Genomic DNA, 25777 nt, shown 5'->3' on the forward strand with positions numbered 1-25777 from the left:
CATCGTAAGTGTGGGTGGATCGAAGAAATTATCATCATGTTACCGTGTTAAGCCTGCTAATTAAACCTTGGATCCGGCACCTTTAGTGCCGCCAGTGCGTTGAGTTATCGTGTTAACCTGAGCTACGCTTTTTAAAAGTCTACCCACTCATTCGGTTTTAATAAGGAGATGTGATGAAGCAAGTCGTCTACGTTGCCAGCCCTGATAGCCAGCAAATCCACGCTTTTCGTCTGGCGGATAATGGTGAACTGAGCCTGCTGCAAACGGTGGAAGTGCCGGGACAGGTTCAGCCGATGGTGCTCCATCCTGACGGTCATCGTTTGTATGTCGGCGTGCGCCCGGAGTTTGGCGTACTGACGTACCATATTGACCACGAAGGGAAACTGGAAGAAGCCGCAATGGCTCCGCTGCCGGGCAGCCCGACGCATCTGGGGATCGACCTTCAGGGGCGTTTTGTGTTCTCGGCTTCTTACAGCTTCAACAACGTCAGCATTCATCCGCTGGATGAAAAAGGTCACGCGCTGGCACCGGTTCAGGTTCTGGAAAACATCCAGGCGCCGCACTCTGCCAATATCGACCCGACCAACCAGTTGCTGATGATCCCGGCGCTGAAAGAAGACCGCATTCGTCAGTACGATTTCAGCCAGAAGGGCGAAGCGACGCCACATCAGACCGCCAGCGAGCTTCGGACCGTTGAAGGTGCCGGTCCGCGCCACATGGCATTCCACCCGAATCATCACTTTGCCTACTGTGTAAATGAGCTCAACAGCAGCGTTGATGTGTACCAGAAAGACGTCGGCACCGGCGAATATCGTCAGGTTCAGACGCTCGGCGTGATGCCGGCTGATTTTACCGGCACCTGCTGGGCGGCCGATTTGCACATCACGCCGGACGGAAAATTCCTCTACGCCTCTGACCGTACGGCCAGCCTGATTTCTGTTCTGTCAGTTTCCGAAGATGGCAGCGAGCTTACGCTCACAGGGCACCATGCGACGCAAACTCAGCCGCGCGGTTTCAATATCGACTTCACTGGTCAGTACGTGATCACGGCGGGTCAGAAATCCGATGCCATTGAAGTGGCGAAAATTAATCCGCAAAACGGCCAGCTGACCACGCTGAAAACTTACCCGGTGGGCAAAGCGCCGATGTGGGTAAGCATTCTGGAAATTGATTAATCACTCTGGTGTATTAGTGAGATTGTCTAATGTTTATGTTTTAACATCCCAATAATACCGCCACGGAATAATGATCAAGCCCCTGTAATAAGGGGCTTTTTTATTGCCTGAACCTTTCGGGCGATTGATAAGAAATATTTTAACTTCTCTCTAAATGTTAATCATTGCCGGTCGATAACTCTCCCGTTATTCACTCATTCTTCGGTGGCATTGCCACTTCAGAGTCAGTCCATTTGGAAATCAGGGAGAAGAAAATGAATGTACTTTCAGGGATCGCTGGCAAAGTTCGTCATGCCACCATCGCTGGCAAACTCGGTGCCGGTTTTGCACTGGTGCTGTTGCTGGGATCCTTTATCGCTGTGTCGGGCATTTATCATCTGACCAGCATCAACCAACGCGCCGAAAAGGCCACGCTGCTTAAAACCGTTAACGACTTACTCAGCGGTGCAAAATTTTCCCGGCTTTCATACATGGCCAGCAAAGACCCAAAATATGTTGAGGAAAACCGCCAGGCGCTGGATAAGCTCGAAGCCCGGCAGGCGCAGGTCGCGGCCTATTCCTGGGATGCCGAAGATCAGCCTCTGGTGGACGCCATGCCTGAAAACATCCGCCGTTACCGCGAAAGCTGGCAGCAAACGCTTAATCCTCCGGCAGGCAGCGATCTGCAACAAATCACCGCACAACTGGCGCAGGCCGGGCTGGCGCTGACGTCCGCATCCAATACGCTGCTCGATCATGAAATGGGCAACCTGCACGAAGAAGTCACCCGAACCATTCAGGAAATGCTGGCGATTATCGCCGCGACGGTGATCGTGGGCGTGCTGATTTCCTGGCGTACGACGCGCGGGCTGACCCTTCCGCTGCGCCGCACACTTGCCACCGCTGAACGGATTGCCGCAGGCGACCTCTCAACGCACGCCACCAGCCACAGTCATGACGAAGTGGGGCAACTGACCCGTGCGATTGAAGGCATGAATAAAAACCTGCACGGCATCATCGGTGATATCCGCGAAGGGGTGACTCAGGTCACGCGTGCCTCGAGTGAGATTGCAGCGGGTAACATTGATTTGTCGGCGCGTACCGAAGAACAGGCGGCAGCGCTGGGGCAAACGGCGGCCAGCATGGAGCAGCTCACCTCGACGGTGAAACAGAACGCCGATAACGCCACGCAGGCCAGCCAGCTGGCGTCCGATGCGGCCGTGACGGCAGCACGCGGCGGCAAACTGGTCACCGACGTGGTGGGCGTGATGAAAGAGATTGCCGTCAGTTCGAAGCAAATTTCTGAAATCACCACCGTCATCAACAGCATTGCCTTCCAGACCAACATTCTGGCGCTAAATGCCGCCGTTGAAGCGGCGCGTGCCGGTGAACAGGGCCGCGGCTTTGCGGTGGTTGCCAGCGAAGTGCGCAGCCTCGCGCAGCGCAGCGGGCAGGCCGCCAAAGAGATCGAAGGGTTAATCGAAAAATCGGTGACCAACGTGAATAACGGCTCAACGCTGGTGGAGAAAGCGGGCGATACGATGGAAGAGATTGTCGGTTCCGTCCGTCACGTTACGCAGATCATTCATGAGATTGCGTCGGCGTCGGATGAACAAAGCCGGGGGATCAGCCAGATTGCGCTGGCCGTGGCCGAAATGGACACCGTGACACAGCAGAATTCCGCGCTGGTTCAGCAGTCCGCCAGTGCTGCGGCGTCGCTCGATGAACAGGCGCTGAATCTGGAACGCACGGTTTCGGTATTCCGTCTCGGCAACGAAAGGGCATAGCCGGTAAGATCTTCAGGTAAAAAAATGCCGCCGGAGTTTCCTCCGGCGGCATTTTTATTGCGTCAGACTGAATTACTTCGCAGGCTGAGTCAGCACATTGTTGTACTGCCACAGGCGGTTGAAGTTGGTGTCATTCAGGTTGCGCTGCTGTTTTTCATCTTTCGGCACGTTGCCCACAAACGGATGACCGGAGAAGACGGCGTCGCCCCACGGGTTCATCTGGTCGTAGCTGCTGTCGAAGCTGCTGTCGCGAATGACCAGCTGGCTGCTGGCATCGTTAGCATCCCACGCGCGGCCCATTTTCGCTTTCGCTGCCTGCTCGAAACCACGGTCGCCGGTCAGATTGCTGTCGATCACCAGGAAACCGTAAGGTGCGGTGGCTGGCGTATTCGGTGCGAAGATGGACGCCTGTTTCACGCCGCGGCTGCTGACGGTGTGGAATTCAACGTGGTCGAATACGGCATTAGCACGACCAAACACGTAATCCACGTCACCCACGATCAGGCTGTTATGCACGTAAGCACGGCTGTAACGGCTGTTGTCTGTCTGGTTGTGGATGTTGGCGGTGTTCACCATAAAGGTGTTCTGGCGGCCAATCAGACGGACGTTGTCGAGGATCACGTTGTCGCCGTCGGTACGCAGAGCAACGGCTGAATGATCGCCGCCGTCAACGGTATCAAGCAGGGCGTTACCAATGGTCAGGTTCTGCACTTGCAGGCCGTTGCTTTGTGACCAGACGGTCGCCGTACAAACTGTGCCGATGGTTTCGGTCGTCAGATTCGCACAGTTCTGGAACATATAGAATGCACGGTCGCCCGGCAGGAACTGGCCGTTAGGGCTGACGGTTGCGCGGTACGCCGCCGGTGCCGCAGAGGCTTCCAGCGTTTGCGTCAGCGTGACATCCGCAGAGCTGTTGCCTGCACCGAATAAGGTCACTGGCGGCGCGCCAGCCGGAATGTAAACCGCGCCGTTGTAAGTGCCCGGCAGGATTTTAATGAAGATACGCTCACCGTGGTTACGCACGGCCAGTGCTGCATTTACCGCCTGTTGTACGCTGGAATACGATGCGCCATCGGTGCCTAACTGCGGGCCAACCACAAAGTTGGTTTTCGCCGCGTCAGTGCTTGCCAGTTTAGGGAACCAGCCCTGTTGCTGAACCTGCAAAGAAGGGCCGCCAAAGGCCAGATAATTTTTCGCTGTAAAGTTGGCCGCTTCGTCCGCTGATAACACGGGCAGTGACGCGGTGCCCGGCGCAACCTGGCTGGATAAGCCTTGATGGCTGCTGCTACATGCCGCCAAAATCAGGCTGGCAGACAACATAGCGCACGCGCGTGACAGGGTGGAAATTTTCACTGTGACTGACTCCTTGATGAAGAAAGTTATTCTTTTTTTCAATGTCGCGGCCATTGCCGCAATAAAAAAACGGCGGCCAGTAAAACTGACCACCTTTTCTGCGTCTTTTATACCACAGGAATCAGCTGTATATCACTGTCAGTGATGCTTTGCCGCCAGCCGCGTCAGATCATTTGCTGATCTCTGCGCCGCCGAGCAATTTCAGCAAGGCTTGTGCGACGGCTTTGGACGACGCCGGATTCTGCCCGGTGATCAGCTTGCCGTCGGTGACAACGTACGGACGCCAGTCAGCGGCTTTGCTGTAATCGCCGCCGTGCTTTTTCAGCTCGTCTTCTACCAGGAAAGGCACGATGTCCGTCAGCCCGACGGCATCCTCTTCGCTGTTGCTGAATCCGGTCACGCGCTTGTCTTTGACCAACGGCGTGCCATCGTCAAGCAGCACGTTGCGCAAAACGCCGGGCGCGTGGCAAACGGCGGAAACCGGTTTGCCTGCCGTCCAGAACGCCTTAATCAGCTCCACCGAATGCGCGTCTTCCGCCAGATCCCACAACGGGCCATGGCCGCCGGGATAAAAAATAGCGTCGAAATCAGCAGCATTCACCTCCGCCAGTTTCACCGTTGTGGCGAGCGCGTGTTGAGCGCTTTTATCCTGACGAAAACGCGCCGTGGTTTCAGTCTGTGCATCCGGTTCATCGCTTTTTGGATCCAGCGGCGGTTGCCCGCCTTTCGGCGACGCCAGCGTCAGTATCGCGCCGGCATCCAGAAATTCGTAATACGGTGCGGTGAATTCTTCCAGCCAGAAACCGGTTTTCTTTCCGGTTTCGCCGAGCTTATCGTGCGATGTCAATACAATCAGTAATTTCATGTTACCTCCTGTGGACGCAGTCAGGGATCAATCCTGCCCGACACGAACGACCAGTTTGCCAAAGTTTTTACCCTCAAGCAGACCGAAGAACGCCTGCGGTGCGTTTTCCAGCCCTTCAACAACATCTTCGCGGAACTTCACTTTCCCTGCTTCAAACCATTCGCCCATCTGTTTTGCAAATTCCGGATAACGATGGCCGTAATCATCAAAAATAATGAAACCCTGCATGCGCAGACGCTTTCTCAAAATCGTGCTGGCAAGCAGTGACAGGCGGTCGTGGCCTTCTTTCAGACCGGTGGCGTTGTATTGCGAAACCAGACCGCATACCGGAATACGGGCTTTGGTATTGAGCAACGGAAGAACCGCGTCAAACACCGCGCCGCCGACATTTTCGAAATAAACGTCGATGCCGTCAGGGCAGGCGGCTTTGAGACGTTGGTCCAAATCTGGCGCGCGGTGATCTAAGCATTCGTCGAAGCCGAAATGCTCCACGGCGTAGCGACATTTCTCTTCACCCCCGGCGATACCCACCACGCGGCAGCCTTTGATTTTACCGATTTGTCCGACCAGGGATCCGACCGGCCCGGTGGCTGCGGCGACCACCAGCGTCTCGCCCGGTTTCGGTTCGCCGATATCCAGCAGCCCCATAAACGCGGTGAAGCCCGGCATCCCCAGTACGCCCAATGCCAGAGACGGTTGCCTGAGCGCAGCGCCTTCCAGCTTTTTCACTTCATCCGCATTCACAACGGCGTAATCCTGCCAGCCGGTTCTGCCCACGACGAGATCGCCGGTCTTGAAATCCGGGTTGTGGGATTCCACCACGCGGGACACTCCGCCGCCGGTCATCACTTCACCGATTTGCACCGGCGCAGCATACGAAGGCGCGTCGGACATCCGCCCGCGCATGTAAGGGTCAAGAGAAAGCCAGACGGTGCGCAACAAAAGCTGGCCTTCTTTGGCCACGGGCAGCGGAGCTTTTTCCAGACGGAAATTGTCATCAACAGGTTTACCATGAGGGCGGGACGCCAGAACGATGCGGCGGTTTTCAGACTGAGATTGAGACATACCAATACCTTCCCGTTTCATATAAGAGAGTTAAAAGTCGACGTAATTGGGAATAAGTATAGGACGCGAAGTTGTTTTCGCATGAAGCGGTTTATGCCATGTGCTTATGAGTCATGCGTTTTATCTCCAAACTGTGACCATCATCTTTTCCTATGACTTTGTCCGAGAAATCCCTTTAAGTCTGTGAAGGGCGCAGGTATGTTCGGTAAGGTTTTTGACCACTTGCTCCGTTTTATCTTTCAGATTAATAAGCATAAAAAAGGGATCCCGATGCGTAAAACACCTCTGGCACTCAGTGCCGTTTTCCTGCTGCTCAGCCTTGGCCAAACGGCGACGGCAAAAGACGCTGCACCCGCGCCGCTGTATCCGGGCGTTAACGTTGCACAACTTGCCCAACAGTCGCCGGTTCACTGGGTTTCTGTCGCGCAAATTGAAAACAGTCTGCAAGGCCGTCCGCCGCTGGCGGTGGGTTTCGATATTGATGACACGGTGTTGTTTTCTTCGCCGGGCTTTTACCGTGGCCAGCTGGAATTTTCTCCGGGCAAACAGGACTATCTGAAAAACCCGAAATTCTGGGAAAAAATGAATAACGGCTGGGACGAATTCAGCATGCCGAAAGACGTGGCGAAAAGCCTGATTGCCATGCACCTCAAACGCGGCGACAGCATTTATTTCGTTACCGGGCGCAGTGAAACCAAAACCGAAACCGTCACCAAAACCTTGCAGAATGATTTCCAGATCCCGCAAGACAAAGTCAATCCGGTGATTTTTGCCGGTGACAAAGCCGGGCAGAACACCAAAACGCAGTGGCTGAAAGATAAGCAGATGAAGATTTTCTACGGGGATTCGGACAACGACATCACCGCCGCACAGGCCGCCGGTGCGCGCGGCATCCGCGTATTACGTGCGTCAAACTCCAGCTATAAACCGTTACCGCAGGCCGGCATCTTTGGCGAAGAAGTGATTGTGAATTCTGAGTACTGATAAGAAAAGCAGTGGCAGGATTTGCGCCTCACCGTAATACAGGTGAGGCGCAGAAAAAAATTACTTCACACTCACATCAATATCGCCGAAATATTTCTTCGAAAGCGTCTTCACTACGCCATCGTTCTGCACTTTGGCGATGGCGGTGTCGAGTTTTTCTTTCAGCGCGGCATCACCTTTGCGCAGGCCGAAGGCAATGCCGCTGCCGAGGATTTTATCGTCGCGCACGGCGTCGCCGACAAAGCCGTAATCCTTGCCATCAGGACGTGACAGGAATCCGCTCTGGCCTGCCGGAGCCAGCACTAACGTGCCGTCCAGACGCCCTGAGGACAAGTCCAGATACACCTGGTTCTGATCCTGATAAGAAACGATATCCACGCCTTTCGGTGCCCAGTGCGCCTGCGCGTAACTTTCCTGAATCGAGCCCTGCAATACGCCGATGTGTTTGCCTTTCAGCGCATCAACGGTCGGCAGCAGGCCGGAATCTTTTTTAGCAATCAGCTTCGTCGGTACGCGGTAAATCACGTTGGTGAAATCGATCGCCTGACGACGCTTTTCGGTTACGTTCATGGCGGAGTTGATTGCATCGAATTTACGCGCCTGAAGGGCGGCAATCAGGCCATCGAAAGAGGTGTCGTACCATTCGCATTTCACGCTGGCCGCGGCGCAAACGGCATTACCTAAATCAATATCAAAGCCCTGCAATTCGCCGGTGGCGCTTTTGGATTCAAACGGCGGATACTGCGCTTCCAGACCGAATTTCAGCGTGGAACCGTCTGCCAGCGCAGAAAAAGACGCCACGGCACAACCTAACAGCAATGCGATTTTCAATTTTTTCATTATTCACAATTCCCCTGCGGTATCAGAAAGTAGGCTCAGACGCGACACAGACGGCGTGCGCCTTCGTACAGCGTGTCGTTATCTTTGGCAAAGCTCAGGCGGATAAGCCCAGTGGGTTTGTTATTACTGTAAAAGGCCGACAGCGGGATGGTGGCAATCTGGTGATCCCGGATCAGGCTCAGCACAAATTCATCGTCGGTCAGCGGGCTGAAATGACTAAAACGCGCCAGCATAAAGAAACTGCCACGGCTTGGGAGTAATTCAAAGCGGGATTCGCTCAGCGCTTCCGCCAGCAAATCGCGTTTTTTCTGATAAAAATCCGCCAAACCGAGATAGCTTTGCGGATCGGCCAGCGCTTCGGCAAAGGCAACCTGCATCGGCGTGTCGGCGGAGAACACCATAAACTGATGCACTTTGCGGATTTCGTCCATCAGTTCCGCCGGTGCCAGGCAGTAGCCCACGCGCCAGCCGGTGACGTGATAGGTCTTGCCGAACGACGACACAATGACGCTGCGCTCGGCCAGCTGCGGATGGCAGGCCATGCTTTCGTGGCGCTCGCCGTCGAAAACGACGTGCTCGTAAACTTCGTCCGACAAAATCACGATGTCAGTGTCTTTGGTCAGCGCCGTCAGACGTTCGATGTCGAAATCAGTGAAAATCGCGCCGGTCGGGTTGTGCGGGCTGTTGATGATGATCATGCGCGTGCGGCTGTTGATGGCGCTCGCAACCTGATCCCAGTCGATGCTGAAATCTTCCATCGACAGGCCGATCGCCACCGGTTTTGCGCCCTGTAAGCGGACAATTGGCGCGTAGCTGTCAAACGACGGTTCGAAATAAATAACTTCATCGCCCGGATGCACCAGCGCGCTGATGGCGGAATACAAGCCTTCGCTGGCGCTGGCAATCACGGTAACTTCGCTGTCGGCGTCATAATGGCAACCGTAAAGCGCTTCAACTTTGGCGGAAAGCGCATGGCGCAGCGCGGCCACGCCGCTCATCGGCGCATACTGGTTATGACCGTCGCGCATGGCTTTGGCAACGCTGTCGATAAGCGCAGGCTGGCAGGAGAAATTCGGTGCGCCCTGCGATAAGTTCAGGGCATTGTGCTCGGCGCTTAGCTGGCCAATCACGGTGAAAATAGTGGTGCCGACATCCGGTAATTTAGACTGCGGCGACATCGCGCTTTTCATAGCATTTTCCCCAAAGGAAACAGGCCGGGCGGCCATGAGAAGGTTAAAACGGGTGTTTAACGATTAAGCAGCAGTTCGCCTGTGCCGACAATGGAAAATTTGTCATACTCGCCATGATCAGCCGTCATGGCTAAATGCTGAATTTACCGGGGGCTCCGTGACACTTTCGCCTGAACTGTCGTATCTGAATGCACTGAATTTACCGTCGCTCAACGTGCTAAAAACCTTTGCTGTCGTCGCGCAAACCCTGAACCTGACGCATGCCGCCACGTTGCTGCACATCACGCAGGGCGCGGTCAGCCGCCAGATAACCGGCCTGGAAACGTCGCTGGGGTATCCGTTGTTTTTACGTCAGGCCCGCGGGCTGACGCTGACCCCGCGCGGCGCGCAACTATTACCGCCCGTGCAGCAGGCACTGTCGCTGATGGGTGATGCGCTGAAACGCGTCGGTTCACACCCGGACACGCTGCGGATCAAATGCCCGACCTGTTCGATGCGCTGGTTATTGCCACGCGTGATCCAGCTGCAAAACGACCGGCCTGATATGCGCATCGAACTGACGGCCTCGATTGCGCACGGCGTGGATTTCAGCAATGAACATTTTGATGCCGCCGTGATTTTCGGGCGGCCACCGGAATCGCAGCGCCGCGCGCATCATCTGTTTGACGAAGTGCTGACGCCGGTCTGTACGCCGGATTTTTTGCCCCGCCATAAAGGGAAAACTGCGGTTGCCGATCTGGCAGATAAAACGCTGCTGCACCCGACCCGCGACCGCCGCGACTGGCTTTTGTGGCTGCGGGAAGAGGGCGTGCAGGGGTTGCCGTCGGAGAAATCACAGCATTTCGATACGCTGGATCTGGCGATTAATTCGGCACTTCAGGGTTATGGCGTGGCGATCGGCGATCTGACGTTAATCGAAGATGACTTGCATGCGGGCAGGGTGATTGCGCCTTTCCCGTTATGCGTGGCGAGCGGCGCATCTTATACGTTGTTGTATCCGGAAAACCCGACGCCCGCACTGAAAGTGGCAATTGATTTTCTCAATGAACAGGCGCGTCTCAGCCGGGAAAAGCTGAGCGCGCTATTGTCGACGTCACACCGGCTGGTCAGCGCCGTGTGAGCAATGCCGTGTTATCAATAAAGTGTGATCAATACCTGGTGATCAATAGAGCGCGCCGAGGGCGCTGGCAATGGCACCGGTCAGTTTACGGAGTTCTTCCTGCGTGATGATGTACGGCGGCATCAGGTAAATCAGCTTGCCGAACGGACGGATCCACACGCCCTGTTCCACGAAATGTTTTTGCAGTTGCGCCATGTTGACCGGCTGGTGCATTTCCACCACGCCAATCGCGCCGAGCACGCGCACGTCGGCCACTGCCGGATGTTCGGCCAGGGGCAGTAATTCATTTTTCAGCTGTTTCTCGATATTGAGCACCTGCGCCTGCCAGCGGTTTTCCGACAATAAACGCAGGCTGGCATTGGCGACCGCGCAGGCCAGCGGATTGCCCATAAACGTCGGGCCGTGCATGAAACAACCCGCTTCGCCGTTGCTGATCACTTCCGCGACATGCCGCGTGGTCAGCGTGGCGGAAAGCGTCATATAGCCGCCGGTCAGCGCTTTGCCGAGGCAGAGAATATCTGGCGAAATTTTCGCATGGTCACAGGCAAACAGCTTGCCGGTGCGGCCAAAACCGGTGGCAATCTCATCGGCAATCAGCAGTATGCCGTACTGATCGCACAGGTTACGCACCCGTTTAAGATACAGCGGATGGTAAATCCGCATCCCGCCCGCGCCCTGAACCACCGGCTCTAAAATCACCGCGGCAATTTTGCTGTGGTTTTCATCGAGCATTTTGGCGAAAGGCGCAATATCTGCTTCGTCCCATTCGCCGTCAAAACGGCTCTGCGGCGCGTCGGCAAACAGATGCTGCGGCAGATATCCCTGATACAAACTGTGCATCGAATTTTGCGGGTCGCAGACCGACATCGCGCCGAAGGTATCGCCGTGATAGCCGTTGCGCAGCGTCAGCAGCGTCTGACGTTTCTCGCCGCGCGCATGCCAGTATTGCATCGCCATTTTCAGCGCCACTTCCACCGCCACCGAACCTGAATCCGCCAGAAACACGCATTCCAGCCCGGCAGGCGTCATTTCTACCAGACGGCGCGACAGCGCGATGGCTGAAGGATGCGTGATGCCGCCAAACATGACGTGCGACATTTTGCCAATTTGCTCAACCGCCGCCTGATTCAGCTGCGGGTGGTTATAGCCGTGGATCGCCGCCCACCAGGACGACATGCCGTCCACCAGCTCACGCCCGTCAGCCAGATGTAAAAGCACGCCGGACGCCGATTCCACCGGATACGCGGGCAGCGGTTTGGTCATGGATGTGTACGGATGCCAGATGTGGCGCTGGTCGAATTCGATATCGGCGGGGCTCATAAAGGATTCCTGCGGGCGGTAAGTTGTAAACTAAAAAATGTAATTCTCGTTGACCGTAAACTAAAACGAATCGAGAATGGTTGACAGTATACCGACCATAAAAACGTTCACGAAACATTTATTTTGGAGTTGTCGCATGACTACCCGCACCCAATGGACGCTTGAAAAAACTCAGGCACTGTTTTCCAAACCTTTCCTTGAGCTGATGTTTGAAGCCCAGCAGGTTCACCGTCAGCACTTCGATCCGCGTCAGGTTCAGGTCAGTACGCTGTTGTCGATCAAAACCGGTGCCTGTCCGGAAGACTGTAAATATTGCCCGCAGAGTTCCCGTTACAAAACCGGGCTGGAATCTGAGCGTCTGATGGAAGTCGAGCAGGTGCTTGAATCCGCCCGTCAGGCGAAAGCCGCCGGTTCGACCCGTTTCTGCATGGGCGCCGCGTGGAAAAACCCCCACGACCGTGACATGCCGTACCTCGAGCAAATGGTGCAGGGCGTGAAAGAACTGGGGATGGAAACCTGCATGACGCTCGGCACGCTGAACACCACGCAGGCGCAGCGTCTGGCGCATGCCGGTCTGGATTTCTACAACCACAATCTGGATACCTCGCCGGAATTTTACGGCAGCATCATCACCACCCGCAGCTATCAGGAACGTCTGGATACGCTGTCGGAAGTGCGCGGCGCGGGCATTAAAGTCTGCTCCGGCGGCATTGTTGGTTTAGGTGAAACCGTCAAAGACCGTGCCGGTCTGCTGATGCAGCTGGCGAACCTGCCGGTGCCGCCGGAAAGCGTGCCGATCAACATGCTGGTGAAAGTGAAAGGCACGCCGCTGGCCGATAACGACGACGTCGATCCGTTTGATTTTATCCGCACTATCGCCGTGGCACGCATCATGATGCCGCAGTCGTATGTCCGTCTTTCCGCCGGTCGCGAACAGATGAGCGAACAGACGCAGGCGATGTGCTTTATGGCCGGTGCCAACTCCATTTTCTACGGCTGCAAGCTGCTGACCACGCCAAACCCGGCGGAAGATAAAGATCTCATTCTGTTTGGCAAACTGGGGCTGAACCCGCAGGTATTCGAAACAGAAATGGGCGATAACCAGCAACAGGCCGCGCTGGCCGAACAGCTGGTTCATGCCGATACCGCACAGTTCTACAACGCCGCCGTCTGATCATGAGCTGGCAAACGCGGATTAACGATGCCGTTGCCGCCCGCAAAGAAGCGGCGGCTTTTCGTGTGCGTCAGCCGAACAACGGCGGCAGCGCGCGGTTTCTGACACAAGGTGACAAACGGTATCTGAATTTTTCCGGTAACGATTATCTCGGCCTGAGTCAGGACGCGGACGTGATTGCCGCATGGCAGAAGGGCGCTGAAAAATACGGCGTGGGTAGCGGCGGTTCCGGGCACGTCACCGGCTACAGCGTGGCGCACGCCGAATTTGAACAGCAGCTGGCGCAGTGGCAGGGCTATCCGCGCGCGCTGCTGTTTATCTCCGGCTTTGCGGCCAATCAGGCCATTCTTGCCTCGCTGATGCAGGGCGACGATCGCGTGCTGGCGGATAAACTCAGCCACGCTTCTTTGCTGGAAGCCGCTGCCCATGCGCCTTCGCAGTTGCGGCGCTTTCACCACAATCAGCCGGATTCCCTGCAACGCTTGCTGGAAAAACCGGTGGACGGTGAAACGCTGGTGGTGACCGAAGGGGTGTTCAGTATGGACGGCGACGCTGCACCGCTGGCGGAACTGCATCGACTGGCGCAATCGCACGAAAGCTGGCTGATGGTGGATGACGCGCACGGCGTGGGCGTCACCGGTGAAGAAGGGCGCGGCAGTTGCTGGCAGCAGGGCGTACGGCCTGAACTTCTGGTGGTCACATTCGGTAAAGCTTTCGGGTGCAGTGGCGCGGCGGTGCTGTGTGCTGATGCCACCGCGGATTACCTGTTGCAGTTCGCGCGTCATCTGATTTACAGCACGGCGATGCCTGCGGCGCAGGTTTGCGCGTTACAGGCCGCGCTGGTACGAGTCCGGCAAGACGACGGCCTGCGTGATAAACTGGCGGCCAATATTGCCCGTTTCCGCGCCGGGGCTACCGGATTGCCTTACCGGCTGACCGCTTCACAAACGGCCATCCAGCCGGTGATCGTAGGCGAAAATCAGCCTGCTTTAGATCTGGCAGCGGCATTGCGCGAACGCGGGGTGTGGGTCAGTGCTATCCGTCCGCCGACGGTGCCTCCGGGCAGCGCGCGGCTGCGTCTTACGCTGACGGCGGCACACAGGCCGGAAGATATCGATTTTTTGCTGGAGTCCCTTCATGGGTGCAGTCACTGAATTAGTGAATAAACAAGCGGTGGCCGACGCGTTCAGCCGCGCCGCCGTCAGTTATGAAAGCGCCGCACAATTGCAGCGTGATGTGGGTGAAACGTTGCTGTCGCTGGCAGAACCTTACCTGAAAGATGCAGGAAAAACGGTTGTTGACGCCGGTTGCGGGACGGGCTATTTCAGCCGTTACTGGCGCGCTCAGGGGAAAAACGTGATTGCGCTGGATCTCTCCGAAGGCATGCTGAGCCGTGCCCGTGAGCTGGATTCCGCTGATGAATATGTGCCGGGAGATATCGAGCGTTTACCGTTTGCCGATAACTCGGTTGATATCTGTTTCAGCAATCTGGCGGTGCAGTGGTGTAACGCGCTGCCGCGTGCGCTGGAAGAAATGCACCGCGTCACCCGCAACGGCGGGCTGGTGATTTTCTCCACGCTGGCCGAAGGTTCGCTCAGTGAGCTGGCCGCCGCGTGGATGAAAGTCGATGGCCGCCGTCACGTGAATCAGTTCCTGACGCCCGACAAAATCGCCGAAGCCTGCGCGCCGTATCGCCATGAAGTGACCTTCAGCGATCACGTCGCCGAATTCCCGGACGTGATGTCGCTGATGCGTTCGCTCAAAGGCATTGGCGCGACGCACATCAAAAATGGCCGCCTCGGCGGGCTGGGCGGGCGCGAGCGTCTGCAATTGCTGGAAAAACATTACGTCCGCCGCGACGGCGTTCTGCCGCTGAATTACCGGCTGGTTTACGGCATTTTGCAGGTGGAAGAACTCATTCCCCGCTGATTTAAAAGAAACAGTTACACACACCAGGCGCGACGCAGAAATAAGACATGAAACAAAAATACTTTATTACCGGCACCGATACCGAAGTCGGAAAAACCGTTGCCACAACCGCATTTTTACAGGCGGCAGCGTGCGCCGGGCACAAAACTGCCGGATACAAACCGGTGGCGTCAGGCAGTGAAATGACGGCAGAAGGGCCGCGCAACAGCGACGCACTGGCGCTCCAGGCCTACAGCACCGTCGGGCTGTGTTATGACGAAGTCAATCCGTGCACGTTTTTCGAGCCGACGTCGCCGCATATTGTCAGCGAGCTGGAAAATCGCCCGATTGACCCGCAGGTTTTATCCGCCGGATTGCGTCATCTCGAACCGCTGGCCGACTGGGTGGTGGTGGAAGGGGCAGGAGGCTGGTACACGCCGCTGACCGCAGATTATACGTTTGCGGACTGGGTGATTGCCGAGCAACTGCCGGTGGTGTTAGTGGTGGGAATGCGGCTGGGCTGCATCAATCACGCCGTGCTGACGGCGCAGGCCATCGCGCAAAGTGGTTTGCATCTGGCGGGCTGGATTGCCAATGATGTGCAGGAAACGGGGAAGCATCATCAGGCATACATGGCGACGCTCACGCGTATGCTGCCTGCGCCGCTGCTGGGCGAGATCCCGTTCCTGAGTGCCGGTCTGGACATCAATCTGGGGCAATATCTGGATCTGGAACGTCTGCTTCCTGATGGTGAATGAAGTACGGCGTCAGACCGTCAGATAATTTTTGATTAACGTCTCGTCAAGCTGTGCCAGCGTGCCTTGTGCCACGTTGCGCCCGCCGTCCACCAGACAAAACCGGTCAGCGACGCTGCGGATAAACGGCAATTTATGCCCGACCAGAAGCAGCGTCAGACCGAGGTCACGGTTCAGGCGGTGAATGATGTTACCCATATTCGCCGCCATCGACGCACTGGTGTGTTCGGTCGGTTCGTCGAGGATCAGCAGTTCAGGCTCCTGAACCAGCGCGCGGCTGATCGCCAGTTGCTGTTGCTGGCTCTCATCGAGCTCTCCCGCTTTACGCGTTCCCATTTCCTTAAGCGTCGGAAACAGGTCGTAGACCTCTTCAGGCACGCGACGCGTCTTATTCCGGCTGGCCATCATGGCAATTTGCAGGTTTTCATCCACACTCATCTGCGAAAAAATCTGCCGTCCCTGTGGCACATAACCGATGCCGATTTGCGCACGGCTTTCCACCGGAAGATTTAATAAACTCTGAGGCTCTTCGTCGCGCGACTGCCAGGATATCGCCCCGCTTTTCACCGGAAGATGGCCCATAATGCAGTTCACCAGCGTGGTTTTCCCCACGCCATTTCGCCCGATCAGGCACGTACATTGACCGCGGTACAGTTCGAGATTGATATCCCACAGAATATGTTTTTGCCCATAATACTGATTAACTGATTTTACACTTAACATCAGACCTCCCTCCCACACGGAGCATTCCGCTGAACTTCGCTTTGACCGCCACTGTCATATTTCTGACATTTATGTTCCGCTGTTAATGCCGTAACACAGAATTAAATTCCGTTGATTACCGGCCAACCTCTCAGCATCAATTGCAGATAAACAGCCATTAACCAGTGATAAATGGGGTTAACCGCTTTTTCCTTGCACTAAAAATGACATTGCTTAGCAAAAAACAGGGTAATCATCAGATTTCACTTTCAGGTGAAAAAAGCGGTTCCGGCTGCAGGAAACGCTTCCTACAGTGACACTGCAACTCTCAGGCCAAGTTTGTAAAAGTGCCGGGGAAAAGAGAAGTTACAGGGGTGTTAACAGCGGAGCGCAGGGCGATTTAGGATTATTCATTAACGTTGTTGAGGTTTTGTGACATCCGTTCAGACGCGGGAGAAAGGCAACTGCACTTTGCCAGTGCTGCTCTCTCTGATTTTGGTGCAAACGTAACGGGAATAAGAAGCAAAAAAATCCTGATGAGATGCACTTTTGGATTTTGCAAGAAACATCCGACCAGAAATCTAGGCAAAATAGGCATAAATAAGGAGATAAAAAAGATAAAAAATAACTAAAAAAGACCACTTGGGTGGCCTGAAAGCCTAAATGATGTTTTTTACCAACTCCCGCCGTGCGGGGCGCGCTGAGACTTATCCACTATTCCTGTGGATAACCATGTGCATGAGAGTGAGAAAAGATGCTACAGGCGAGTCAGGGCGCGGGTTGTGCTCACTTTGCCCGTATTCGCAGCTTTTTAATGATGTTGTTTATAATCAGTGAGTTAGTTAAAAGCAATATGCCCGTAATTCGTTCGTCATAGTTGTGTCAGAATTCGTCAACCTGTGGTCAGAAAGTTAACGGATGAAAAATTTTGGGGATAATTGTCACCTGATGGTGAGAATTCTTTTTCGTAATAACCTAAAAAAGTGCAGATGCAGCAACCGGTTAAATCACCGGTGATTTTTATCGATTGGAGGCTGGTTTTATATACAGTATTATAAGGCGGTAAAATCAAGGCTGGCAAAATTCGCGGAGTCTTTCATACTGTTTTTCCGTGAGCGCCTTACGTACGGCCTTATGCGTTTTCATTTCAGCCAGGTAGCCCGTCATGAGTAAAGAGTTCAAACTGCATTCCGAATTTAAGCCATCAGGCGATCAGCCTGAGGCAATACGCCGTCTGGAAGAAGGGCTGGAGAACGGTCTGGCGCACCAGACGTTACTCGGCGTTACCGGTTCCGGTAAAACCTTTACCGTCGCGAATGTGATTGCTGACCTGAACCGGCCAACGATGGTTCTCGCGCCCAATAAAACTCTCGCGGCGCAGTTGTATGGCGAAATGAAAGAGTTCTTCCCGGAGAACGCCGTCGAATATTTCGTTTCTTACTACGATTATTACCAGCCCGAAGCGTACGTCCCGAGTTCAGACACGTTTATCGAAAAAGATTCCTCGGTGAACGAACACATCGAACAGATGCGCCTTTCCGCCACCAAAGCGCTGCTTGAGCGCCGCGACGTCATCGTGGTGGCATCCGTCTCGGCGATCTACGGTCTGGGCGACCCGGATCTGTATCTGAAAATGATGCTGCATCTGACCAAAGGGATGATTATCGATCAGCGCGCGATCGTGCGCCGTCTGGCTGAGCTGCAATATGCCCGCAACGATCAGGTTTTCCAGCGCAGCACTTTCCGCGTGCGCGGCGAAGTGATCGACGTCTTTCCGGCTGAATCAGACGATCTGGCGCTGCGCATCGAGCTTTTCGATCAGGAAGTCGAGCGGCTTTCCCTGTTTGACCCGCTGACCGGTCAGGTGCAGCACGAAGTTCCGCGTTTCACGATTTACCCGAAAACGCACTACGTCACCCCGCGTGAACGTATTTTGCAGGCGATGGAAGAGATCAAAGTCGATCTGGCCGATCGCCGCAAGGTGCTGCTGGATAACAACAAACTGCTCGAAGAACAGCGTCTCAGCCAGCGTACGCAGTTTGACCTCGAAATGATGAATGAGCTGGGTTATTGCTCGGGCATCGAAAACTATTCACGGTATCTCTCCGGACGCGGTCCGGGCGAGCCGCCGCCGACGCTGTTTGACTATCTGCCTGCCGACGGTTTGCTGATTGTCGACGAATCCCACGTCACCATTCCGCAAATCGGCGGGATGTACAAAGGCGACCGCTCGCGAAAAGAAACGCTGGTGGAGTACGGTTTCCGCCTGCCCTCGGCGCTGGATAACCGCCCGATGCGCTTTGAAGAATTTGAGGCGCTGGCGCCGCAGACGATTTATGTTTCCGCCACACCCGGCGCTTACGAGCTGGATAAATCCGGCGGCGACGTGGTGGATCAGGTGGTGCGTCCGACCGGCTTGCTGGATCCGATTATTGAAGTGCGCCCGGTGACCACGCAGGTCGACGATCTGCTGTCGGAAATCCGCAAACGCGTGGCCATCAATGAGCGTGTGCTGGTCACCACGCTGACCAAACGCATGGCCGAGGATTTGACCGAGTATCTGGAAGAACACGGCGAGAAGGTGCGTTACCTGCACTCTGATATCGATACCGTCGAGCGCGTGGAGATTATCCGCGATTTGCGTCTGGGTGAATTCGATGTGCTGGTGGGCATCAACTTGCTGAGGGAAGGGCTGGATATGCCGGAGGTTTCTCTGGTGGCGATCCTGGATGCCGACAAAGAGGGCTTCCTGCGTTCAGAACGTTCGCTCATTCAGACCATTGGCCGTGCGGCGCGTAACCTCAACGGTAAAGCCATTCTTTACGGCGACAGAATCACGAATTCGATGGCGAAAGCGATCGGGGAAACGGAGCGTCGTCGTGCGAAACAGGAAGCTTACAACCTGGAAAATGGCATTACGCCGATGGGCCTGAACAAGAAGATTTCCGACATCCTGCAACTGGGGCAGCCAAAGACCAAAAAGAACAAAGACAAGCGCGATGCCGAAGCGGCGCAAACCTACAAATCGCTTACGCCTAAAGCGCTGGAACAGCGCATTAAGGAGCTGGAAAGCAAGATGTATGCGCATGCCCAGAACCTGGAATTCGAAGAAGCGGCCAATACACGCGACGAACTCCACGCCCTGCGCGAGCAGTTTATTGCTCTTTCGTAAGGGAAAAATGCTAAAGTGCGCGGCCTGAAAATTGATAAGGAAAAGCGAGCCAATGACTGATACACCACAAAATCCCGGTGCGGCGAAAGATCCGCTGCACGGCGTCACGCTGGAAAAACTGCTGACAACGCTGGTGGATAATTTTGGCTGGCCCGCACTGGCTTCGCAGGTCAACATCAACTGCTTCAAAAGTGACCCAAGCATCAAGTCCAGCCTGAAATTCCTGCGCCGCACGCCGTGGGCGCGCAAGGAAGTGGAAACGCTGTATCTGGATTTTATTGAAGGCCATTTGCGCCCTGATATGACGCGCAGCAAACGCCGCACGCCGTTATCCGCTGAAAAACCGCTGAAACCCAAAGTCAGCACTGCGAAACCTGCCGCTGACAGCCCGTGGAATAATCATCCGCTGACCAAAAAATAACAGCCGTTTCCACCGGTTTTTTGAACTGTGAAAAAGCCCCGCGATCTGTAAAGTGAAGCGGGTTTTTTTTATTGCGCGGAGAGAAATGTGACCGGAAAAAATGTACTTATTGTGGTGGATATGCAAAACGGAGTGTTCGCATCGCCACGTTATGACCGCAGCGGGCGCACCGCGTTAATTAACCAGCTGATTGACCGGGCTGGGCGCATTATTTTCATCCAGCACGCAGAAGGTGAAATGACCGAAGGCAGCGAATTCTGGCAGGTTTTGCCGGAACTTCATCAGCCGGCGGATTCTGTTTCCGTCACCAAAACCGCCTGTGATTCTTTCTACCGCACCCGTCTTGATGAAGTGCTGAAAGATCTCAATGCGACTGGCTTTACGGTGTGCGGATGTGCCACGGATTACTGCGTGGATACCACCATTAAAGTCGCTGCCAGCAAAGGCTACGCGGTAACCGTTGCCTCCGATGCGCACACCACCGGCGACAGAACCCACGTCACGGCTGAGCAGTTAATCGGCCAGCACAACGAAGTCTGGCGCGAATTATCCGTGCCGGGAAATCCGGTGATGGTGAAAACCACCGCTGAAATCCTGGCAGGCTGGGCATAACGCCAGGCAGCTTTGTGAAACGGTGTGCATGAAAAAGGCCGCATTGCGCGGCCTTTGTCTTTATATTTCCAGAATCATTTTCTCCGCACTCAGTGCATTTTTTGCAGCACTTCTTCTACCGCCATCCGCAACATATCGCGGTCATGGCGATACGGAATATCGCTGGCTTCGAGCGGGCTTTGAATAATCAGATGCGCTTTGGCGCTTTCGCCCAGCGTCACTTTCGGCCCGACAATCGCGGCGTCAGCGCGACGGCCAATGCGTTTTTCGATCATGTCCAGCTTGTTATCAAGCGTCAGCGACGCCGCGGCCACGCTCAGCTCTTTCCCCAGATTGCCGATATAGACGATGTGCGCACGGCTGCGGCGCAGGGCGGTGGTGAGATCTTCCATCAGCAACAGCGGCATCAGACTGGTAAAGAAACTGCCGGGGCCAATCAGGATGAGATTCGCTTCGGCGATGGCGTGCAACGCTTCGCGCGTGGCCGGAACCTGTGGCTCCAGCAGTAATTCGCGCGGGATTTGCGTCAGTTTATCGACATTCACTTCGCCGTGAACCCGCTGACCGTTTGCATCGATCGCGGCTAAATCTACCGGCTGCTCGGACATCGGAATCAGCTCAGCGTCCACTTTCAGCAGACTGCGCACCAGATTGATTGCTTCCAGCGGCCGGACGGTCAGGTGATCCAGCGCGCGCAACATCAGGTTGCCGAGATTGTGTCCGTCCAGTTCACCCTGGCCGCTGAAGCGGTATTCGAACATCGCCGAGGCTAAGCTCGGTTCGGTGATCAGCTGGTTGAGGCAGTTGCGCATATCGCCCCAGGCGATGCCGCCCACCGAACGGCGGATACGGCCGGTCGAACCGCCGTTGTCGGTCGTGGTCACAATGCCGGTGAGACGCGGGCCCAGCGAGGAAAGAGAAGACATCACGCGGCCCAGGCCGTGCCCTCCGCCTAATGCCACCACCCGGTCGAGGTCAGCTAATGTTCTATTGCGCATAAAGATCCTTGTGAAGCGGCCAGAGGTGAGAATAGTGCGTGCTCAGGGCACAATAAAGATGCAGCAGATAATCGTTTTGCCGGGAGATTTTACCTAATTTTGCAACAGGATGTTATCCCTTCGCCGCACTCTCAGCGCTTTCAAAATCAAGCGGTTTTATCGTTGAAAATGCTCTCTTTTGTTGTGAAAAAACGTTATATATCAAAATGCATAACGAAAAACCACCTTGGCGATCCGGTCTTCAGAGCGTTAAACTGTAGCCCGTTACCCGAATTCTTCATCGTTCTGCACTGAACGTGTTGAATCAACTCCTAGCCCTGGTTCCTAAGTTGCCTTTCTGACGTTGTTCCCACAGAAACAATATGGAGCTCTGGCCGTGACAATCAGTCACCAGGGTGCATGGCAGAAATGCCCGCATCTCCCGTATTTGGAAAGGTGTTTAGGTGCTTCAACTTACTGATGCTTTTGCCCGCAAGTTTTATTACTTGCGGCTGTCGATCACTGACGTGTGCAATTTTCGTTGCACCTATTGTCTGCCGGACGGTTACAAGCCGCACGGGCACAGCAATAAAAGCTTTCTTTCGCTCGATGAAATCCGTCGGGTCAGTCGCGCGTTCGCCAATCTGGGAACGGAAAAAGTGCGCCTGACCGGTGGAGAACCGTCGCTGCGCCGCGATTTCTGCGACATCATTGCCGCCGTTCGCGAAAACCCCTCAATTAAAACGCTGGCCGTCACCACCAACGGTTACCGCATGGCGCGTGATATCAGCAAATGGCGCGATGCCGGGCTGACAAACATTAACGTCAGCGTCGACAGCCTTGATGCCCGCCAGTTTCACGCCATCACCGGGCAGGATAAATTCCGCGATGTGATGGCCGGAATTGACGCCGCGTTTGACGCCGGTTTCAGCAAGGTCAAAGTCAATACCGTGCTGATGCGCGATGTGAATCATGCCAGCCTCAACACCTTCCTCGACTGGATTAAAACCCGTCCGGTTCAGCTGCGTTTCATCGAGCTGATGGAAACCGGCGACGGCGGCGATCTGTTCCGCAAACATCATGTTTCCGGCGAAGTCCTGCGCGAGCAGCTTGTCCGTCAGGGCTGGCAGTTGCAGATCCGCTCACGCAGCGACGGCCCGGCGCAGGTGTTCAGCCACCCGGATTATCTGGGCGAGATCGGCCTGATCATGCCGTATGAAAAAGACTTTTGTGTCAGCTGCAACCGCCTGCGCGTGTCCGCGATCGGCAATCTGCATTTGTGTCTGTTCGGCGAGCAGGGCATTCCTCTGCGCGATTTACTGGCCGACGATCTTCAGCAGGACGATTTGATGGACAGGATCCAGGGCGGTCTCAGCCGTAAAAAACAAACGCACTTCCTGCATGAAGGCAATACCGGGATTACTCAGAACCTGTCGTTTATCGGCGGCTGAGTCCGGCATTAATCGTTTAAGGAGCAAACTGATGAGCAAAGCCAGCAAAGAATTTTTGCCTTTATCTGTCGCGATCATGACGGTTTCTGACCGCCGCACCGACGCGGAAGACACCTCCGGCCATTACCTGAAAGAAGCCGTGACCGAAGGCGGCCACCACGTTGTGGCGCAGCAAATTGTTAAAGAGAGCATTTACAGCATTCGCGACGTGGTTTCTGCGTGGATTGCAGATGAAAAAATTCAGGCCATTTTGATCAACGGCGGTACCGGTTTTAATGCCGGAAATAATACGCCGGAAGCCCTGAAGCCGTTATTTGACCGTGAAATTGAAGGTTTCGGCGAGCTGTTCCGCATGGTGTCTTTCGAAGATATCGGCACCTCGACTATTCAGTCACGCGCCATCGGCGGTATTGCCAATCAGACGGTGATTTTTGCCATGCCGGGATCAACCCGAGCGTGCCAGACCGCCTGGGAAAATATCATTGAAGCGCAGCTCGACGCCCGTCAGGGACCGTGCAATTTCACCCCACATTTGAAGAAATAAGCATGTCTGAATTAACCCACATTAATGCGTCCGGTGATGCCCACATGGTGGACGTTTCCGGCAAAGCCGAAACGGTTCGCGAAGCCCGTGCCGAAGCTTTTGTTGAGATGGCTGCCCAAACGCTGGCGATGATCATTGACGGCAATCATCACAAAGGGGATGTGTTTGCTACCGCGCGCATCGCCGGAATTCAGGCTGCCAAAAAAACCTGGGATTTGATCCCGTTGTGTCATCCGCTGTTGCTGACCAAAGTGGAAGTTAAGCTTGAAGCGCAGCCGGAACATAACCGTGTTCGTATCGAATCCCGTTGCCGGTTAAGCGGCAAAACCGGTGTGGAAATGGAAGCGCTGACTGCGGCTTCCGTCGCCGCGCTGACCATCTACGACATGTGTAAAGCCGTTCAGAAAGATATGGTGATCGGCCCGATCCGCCTGCTGGAAAAAAGCGGCGGTAAATCCGGCGACTTTAAGGCGGAAAGCAAGGCTGAAGGTAAGGTGGAAATATGATCGACATTTTATTCTTCGCCCAGGTTCGCGAGTTAACCGGGACGTCCAGCCTGCAACTACCGGCTGATTTTTCCACCGTGGAAGATTTGCGCAATTCCCTGACCGGACGCGGTGACCGCTGGGCGCTGGCGCTGGAATCCGGCAAATTGCTGGTGGCGGTCAATCAGACGCTGACCACGATGGCGCATCCGCTGGTAGCGGGGGACGAAGTGGCGTTCTTCCCGCCAGTGACCGGGGGCTGAGATGGACAGGACAAAAATTATTGTTGATGCCGCCCCGTTTAACGTTGGCGAAGAGTACAACTGGCTGGCGCAGTCAGACGCCGACGGCGCGGTAGTGACGTTCACCGGCAAAGTGCGCAATCACAATCTGGGCAGCCACGTCACGGCGCTGACACTGGAGCACTATCCGGGCATGACCGAAAAAGCGCTGGCGGAGATTGTTGAGCAGGCGCGCGCGCGCTGGCCTTTGCAAAGTGTTTCGGTTTATCACCGCGTCGGGCCGATGTATCCGGGCGATGAAATTGTCTTTGTCGGCGTCACCAGCGCTCATCGCGGAATGGCGTTCGAAGCCAATGAATTTATTATGGATCAACTGAAAACGCGCGCACCGTTCTGGAAGCGCGAGGCGACGGAAGAGGGCGACCGCTGGGTCGATGCCCGTGACAGCGATAAAGTCGCGGCGGCGCGCTGGTAAATAGTGGTTCAACCGCACCGACTCCTCCCATGCTTTTCCCGCCAACTGTGATACGCTTTAAAAAATCGGGAGGCCATTTTGGCCTCATTATTGTCCTCCATGCAAAAGGGTAATCATCATGGATCGATATCCACGTAGTAACGGTTCAATTGTTGAACGCGCAAATACGGGCATTCAGGCGTACATGGCGCAAGTGTATGGCTGGATGTTCTGTGGCTTGCTGCTGACGGCATTTGTTGCCTGGTATGCTTCCGGCTCCGAAAAAATCATGAGTTTTGTTTTTTCCAGCCAGATTACGTTCTTTGGTTTGATCATCGCCCAGCTGGCGCTGGTCTTCGTGATTTCCGGCATGGTGAATCGCCTGAGCGGGACGGTCGCCACCGGCCTCTTCATGTTGTATTCCGCCCTGACGGGTCTGACGCTTTCCAGCATTTTCCTCGTCTACACCGGTGATTCCATTTTTGGGACATTCATTGTCGCAGCGGGCATGTTTGGTGCGATGAGCGTTTACGGTTACGTGACCAAGCGTGATTTAACCGGCATCGGCAGCATGTTGTTCATGGCGCTGATTGGTCTGGTTCTGGCGTCACTGGTCAACATGTGGCTGAAAAGCTCGGGTCTTGCGAACATCATTTCCTACGCAGGCGTGCTGATCTTCGTCGGCCTGACTGCCTACGATACCCAGAAGCTGAAAAACATGGGTGCGCAATTGTCGGCGGATGACCGCGATAATTTCCGCAAATATTCCATCGTAGGCGCACTGACGTTGTATCTGGATTTCATCAACCTGTTCCTGATGTTGTTACGGATTTTCGGTAACCGCCGGTAATTGTTTTTGATTTCAAATTTTATGAGAGGGGCGCTGAAAAGCGCCCTTTTTTTATGCCAGAGCCGGACATTGACGGCTTCTTAAAGCAGATCGAGAAAGTTTCGGTTTTTCAGGCTGCGCCCGGGCTTGAAGAAGATCGAGAAAGTTTCGGTTTTTTCAATGGCGGTGATCGCTTGACTCGCAGCGCCGAAACCGACCAAAAGAGGCCAGGACGGGCCTCTCTTGGATCTCTCACGTCTTTTTAACTGCGCGCTACCGCTCGCTGGCTATGTTTCAGCAATTCCTGCTAGTGCCGCAAAACCCCGCCGCTGCGCGGTTCCCTCCCGTCGGGTTACAAACCGCGCGAAAAGAT

General features: G+C 55.0%; 25 protein-coding genes and 1 riboswitch. Of the genes, 17 read left to right on the plus strand and 8 right to left on the minus strand.

All coding sequences use genetic code 11. The annotated features are described in order from the left end of the window. Positions 1–173 precede the first annotated feature (173 nt). Both pgl and KWG64_RS01445 read left to right on the plus strand, forming a co-directional pair. Entirely contained in the window at positions 174–1175 is a 1002-nt protein-coding gene (gene pgl, locus KWG64_RS01440) for a 6-phosphogluconolactonase (protein ID WP_195823507.1), read from the plus strand. Positions 1176–1429: 254 nt separating this feature from the next. Further along, on the plus strand, positions 1430–2941 hold the full coding sequence (locus KWG64_RS01445) for a methyl-accepting chemotaxis protein (protein ID WP_195814145.1): 1512 nt from the start codon (positions 1430–1432) through the stop codon (positions 2939–2941). Positions 2942–3013: 72 nt separating this feature from the next. On the opposite strand, the gene KWG64_RS01450 is transcribed toward KWG64_RS01445, so the two are convergent. The 3 genes from KWG64_RS01450 to KWG64_RS01460 all read right to left on the minus strand — a co-directional run bounded on the left by KWG64_RS01450 (position 3014) and on the right by KWG64_RS01460 (position 6224). After that, positions 3014–4294, minus strand: a complete 1281-nt coding sequence (locus KWG64_RS01450) for a putative acyl-CoA thioester hydrolase (protein ID WP_218520702.1) — start codon at positions 4292–4294, stop codon at positions 3014–3016. Between the two features lie 169 nt (positions 4295–4463). Beyond that, positions 4464–5159, minus strand: coding sequence for a type 1 glutamine amidotransferase domain-containing protein (locus KWG64_RS01455; protein WP_218520703.1), 696 nt, complete (start codon positions 5157–5159; stop codon positions 4464–4466). Between the two features lie 27 nt (positions 5160–5186). Beyond that, positions 5187–6224: an NADP-dependent oxidoreductase gene (locus KWG64_RS01460; RefSeq protein WP_195823503.1), complete on the minus strand. Its 1038-nt coding sequence runs from the start codon at positions 6222–6224 to the stop codon at positions 5187–5189. Positions 6225–6494: 270 nt separating this feature from the next. On the opposite strand from KWG64_RS01460, the gene aphA reads away from it, so the two are divergent. Continuing rightward, positions 6495–7208 (plus strand): acid phosphatase AphA, encoded by a 714-nt coding sequence (gene aphA, locus KWG64_RS01465; RefSeq protein ID WP_101077409.1) that lies wholly within the window; start codon positions 6495–6497, stop codon positions 7206–7208. 60 nt (positions 7209–7268) lie between these two features. On the opposite strand, the gene KWG64_RS01470 is transcribed toward aphA, so the two are convergent. Together KWG64_RS01470 and KWG64_RS01475 are read right to left on the minus strand one after the other, a co-directional pair. Further along, entirely contained in the window at positions 7269–8048 is a 780-nt protein-coding gene (locus KWG64_RS01470) for an ABC transporter substrate-binding protein (RefSeq protein ID WP_208951617.1), read from the minus strand. A gap of 35 nt (positions 8049–8083) precedes the next feature. Next, positions 8084–9238: a methionine aminotransferase gene (locus tag KWG64_RS01475; protein WP_218520704.1), complete on the minus strand. Its 1155-nt coding sequence runs from the start codon at positions 9236–9238 to the stop codon at positions 8084–8086. Between the two features lie 157 nt (positions 9239–9395). On the opposite strand from KWG64_RS01475, the gene KWG64_RS01480 reads away from it, so the two are divergent. After that, positions 9396–10358 (plus strand): LysR substrate-binding domain-containing protein, encoded by a 963-nt coding sequence (locus KWG64_RS01480; protein ID WP_218520705.1) that lies wholly within the window; start codon positions 9396–9398, stop codon positions 10356–10358. A 42-nt stretch (positions 10359–10400) separates the two neighbouring features. Here the strand turns inward: KWG64_RS01480 and bioA are convergent, their stop codons facing one another. Then, positions 10401–11678, minus strand: coding sequence for an adenosylmethionine--8-amino-7-oxononanoate transaminase (gene bioA / locus KWG64_RS01485; protein WP_218520706.1), 1278 nt, complete (start codon positions 11676–11678; stop codon positions 10401–10403). 136 nt (positions 11679–11814) lie between these two features. Between bioA and bioB the strand changes: the two genes are divergently transcribed. From bioB to bioD, 4 genes are read left to right on the plus strand one after another with little or no spacing between them, the layout of a single operon-like run. Further along, the gene (bioB, locus tag KWG64_RS01490; protein ID WP_218520707.1) at positions 11815–12852 is read left to right on the plus strand and encodes a biotin synthase BioB; all 1038 of its coding nucleotides are present in this window, start codon (positions 11815–11817) and stop codon (positions 12850–12852) included. Positions 12853–12854: 2 nt separating this feature from the next. Further along, on the plus strand, positions 12855–14006 hold the full coding sequence (bioF, locus tag KWG64_RS01495; protein ID WP_218520708.1) for an 8-amino-7-oxononanoate synthase: 1152 nt from the start codon (positions 12855–12857) through the stop codon (positions 14004–14006). Further along, positions 13990–14781: a malonyl-ACP O-methyltransferase BioC gene (bioC, locus tag KWG64_RS01500; RefSeq protein WP_218520709.1), complete on the plus strand. Its 792-nt coding sequence runs from the start codon at positions 13990–13992 to the stop codon at positions 14779–14781. The genes bioF and bioC overlap by 17 nt, the downstream gene beginning before the upstream one ends. 47 nt (positions 14782–14828) lie before the next feature. After that, entirely contained in the window at positions 14829–15518 is a 690-nt protein-coding gene (gene bioD / locus KWG64_RS01505) for a dethiobiotin synthase (protein ID WP_218520710.1), read from the plus strand. 9 nt (positions 15519–15527) lie between these two features. Here bioD and KWG64_RS01510 read toward each other — a convergent pair whose 3' ends face one another. After that, positions 15528–16238, minus strand: a complete 711-nt coding sequence (locus KWG64_RS01510; RefSeq protein ID WP_195823489.1) for an ABC transporter ATP-binding protein — start codon at positions 16236–16238, stop codon at positions 15528–15530. 1144 nt (positions 16239–17382) lie between these two features. On the opposite strand from KWG64_RS01510, the gene uvrB reads away from it, so the two are divergent. The 3 genes from uvrB to KWG64_RS01525 all read left to right on the plus strand — a co-directional run bounded on the left by uvrB (position 17383) and on the right by KWG64_RS01525 (position 20422). Then, a complete protein-coding gene (gene uvrB / locus KWG64_RS01515) occupies positions 17383–19389 on the plus strand; it encodes an excinuclease ABC subunit UvrB (protein WP_152325483.1) in 2007 nt (668 codons plus the stop codon). A 52-nt stretch (positions 19390–19441) separates the two neighbouring features. Next, complete coding sequence (locus KWG64_RS01520) at positions 19442–19810, plus strand: VF530 family DNA-binding protein (protein ID WP_195823488.1); 369 nt, start codon at positions 19442–19444, stop codon at positions 19808–19810. 87 nt (positions 19811–19897) lie between these two features. After that, a complete protein-coding gene (locus KWG64_RS01525; RefSeq protein ID WP_195823487.1) occupies positions 19898–20422 on the plus strand; it encodes an isochorismatase family protein in 525 nt (174 codons plus the stop codon). Positions 20423–20511: 89 nt separating this feature from the next. On the opposite strand, the gene yvcK is transcribed toward KWG64_RS01525, so the two are convergent. Continuing rightward, entirely contained in the window at positions 20512–21420 is a 909-nt protein-coding gene (yvcK, locus tag KWG64_RS01530) for a uridine diphosphate-N-acetylglucosamine-binding protein YvcK (protein ID WP_195823486.1), read from the minus strand. 296 nt (positions 21421–21716) lie between these two features. Next, a riboswitch (molybdenum cofactor riboswitch) is annotated at positions 21717–21874 on the plus strand. Here yvcK and moaA point away from each other — a divergent pair. The 6 genes from moaA to KWG64_RS01560 all read left to right on the plus strand — a co-directional run bounded on the left by moaA (position 21864) and on the right by KWG64_RS01560 (position 25425). Then, on the plus strand, positions 21864–22850 hold the full coding sequence (gene moaA, locus KWG64_RS01535) for a GTP 3',8-cyclase MoaA (protein WP_218520711.1): 987 nt from the start codon (positions 21864–21866) through the stop codon (positions 22848–22850). Its footprint overlaps the riboswitch before it by 11 nt. 31 nt (positions 22851–22881) lie before the next feature. Then, positions 22882–23394, plus strand: coding sequence for a molybdenum cofactor biosynthesis protein B (moaB, locus tag KWG64_RS01540; RefSeq protein ID WP_218520712.1), 513 nt, complete (start codon positions 22882–22884; stop codon positions 23392–23394). A 2-nt stretch (positions 23395–23396) separates the two neighbouring features. Continuing rightward, entirely contained in the window at positions 23397–23900 is a 504-nt protein-coding gene (gene moaC / locus KWG64_RS01545) for a cyclic pyranopterin monophosphate synthase MoaC (protein ID WP_195823484.1), read from the plus strand. Then, positions 23897–24142, plus strand: a complete 246-nt coding sequence (gene moaD, locus KWG64_RS01550) for a molybdopterin synthase sulfur carrier subunit (RefSeq protein WP_195823483.1) — start codon at positions 23897–23899, stop codon at positions 24140–24142. The genes moaC and moaD overlap by 4 nt, the downstream gene beginning before the upstream one ends. A 1-nt stretch (position 24143) precedes the next feature. Next, positions 24144–24596: a molybdopterin synthase catalytic subunit MoaE gene (gene moaE, locus KWG64_RS01555; RefSeq protein ID WP_152325490.1), complete on the plus strand. Its 453-nt coding sequence runs from the start codon at positions 24144–24146 to the stop codon at positions 24594–24596. Positions 24597–24714: 118 nt separating this feature from the next. Further along, positions 24715–25425 carry a Bax inhibitor-1/YccA family protein gene (locus KWG64_RS01560; protein ID WP_013576373.1) on the plus strand — a complete coding sequence of 237 codons (711 nt, stop codon included), beginning with the start codon at positions 24715–24717 and terminating at the stop codon, positions 25423–25425. Positions 25426–25777 lie beyond the last annotated feature (352 nt).

This window comes from Rahnella sp. PD12R, assembly GCF_019200965.1.
Classification (GTDB): Bacteria; Pseudomonadota; Gammaproteobacteria; order Enterobacterales; family Enterobacteriaceae; genus Rahnella; species Rahnella laticis.